General features: G+C 71.4%; 1 protein-coding gene. It reads left to right on the forward strand.

The features are described from left to right. Window positions 1–1,367, forward strand: a 1,367-nt coding sequence (locus NGF19_RS30330) for an AMP-binding protein (RefSeq protein ID WP_252429138.1), incomplete at both ends; no start/stop codon positions are given.

Below are 1,367 nucleotides of genomic sequence, written 5' to 3' on the forward strand. Positions count from 1 at the left end.
TCGAGCGCATACCGTGGCCGGACGCCGAGGTCGAGCTGTTCGAGGGCGCCGACGTCACCACCCGCGTCGACCTCGAAGCCCACCTCGTGGAGAATGAGGACGGCAGCGTCGCCGGCCCGGTTGTCTACAGCCGGGCGCTGTTCGACGAGAGCACCGTCGAGCGGTTCGTCCGCCACCTCGGCACCGCCCTGGGCCGCGTGTTGGCCGACCCCGACCGGCCGATCTCCGACGTGAGCCTCCTCGATGACGCCGAGGGCGAGCTCCTGCGCGCCGCCCGGAACGCCGCCGAGGTGCCCGTCGACATTCGGCCGCTGCCGCAGCTGCTGGCCGAACAGGCGGCCCGCACCCCCGACCTGGTCGCCGTCGAATACCAGGACAAGACCCTCACGTACGCAGAACTTCTCGGCAGGGCCAACCAGTTGGCGCATCACCTGCGGTCCCTCGGGGTCGGGCCGGACAGCCTGGTCGGCCTGTGCCTGCGGCGCGGCATCGACATGTTCGTCGGGCTGGTGGGCATCCTCCAGGCCGGCGCGGCGTACGTCCCCGTCAACCCGGACCACCCGGCCGACCGCGTCCGCCGCATCATCGACAGCGCCCGGATGACGACGGCCGTGACCGAACGGTCCGTCCGCCACCTGTTTTCGGAGCAGGTCACCACCGTGCTCCTGCCCGAACTGGCCGAGGAACTGCGCGCCCTGCCGACCACCACCCCGGACAGCGGCGTCACCCCCGACCACCTCGCCTACGTGGTCTACACCTCCGGTTCGACCGGTGAGCCGAAGGGCATCGCCATGCCCGGCCGCTGCGTCGTCAACATGCTCGCCTGGCAGAAGGTGGCCGTGCCCGGCGGCCCGGGCACCCGCACCGCCCAGTTCACCGAGCTCACCTTCGACGTGTCCGTACAGGAGGTGCTCTCCGCCCTGCTCTACGGCGAGACGCTGGTCGTCCCGGACGCCGACACCCGGCGCGATCCGGCGGCGTTCGTCCGCTGGCTGTCACACACGGCGGTCAACCAGGTGTTCGTGCCCAACGTGATGATCCGAGCGATGGCGGCGCAGGCCCGGCGGCAGGACGTCGACCTCGGTTCGCTGCGCCACATCAGCCAGGCCGGCGAGCCCCTGGCGCTCGACGAGGACCTGCGCGTGCTCTTCGAGCGCTGCCCGGACCTGCGGATACACAACCACTACGGCTCCACCGAGGTGCAGGTCGTCACCGCGTACACCCTGCCCGAGGACGTCACCGGCTGGCCCCGCAAGGCCCCCGTGGGCACGGCCACCTGGAACCACCGCATCTACGTGGTGGATGAGCAGCGCCGCCTCGTCCCGGTCGGTGTCCCAGGAGAGATCTGTGTGGCCGGCCCCGGCCTC

Source organism: Streptomyces macrolidinus (assembly GCF_023887685.1).
Classification (GTDB): domain Bacteria; phylum Actinomycetota; class Actinomycetes; order Streptomycetales; family Streptomycetaceae; genus Streptomyces; species Streptomyces macrolidinus.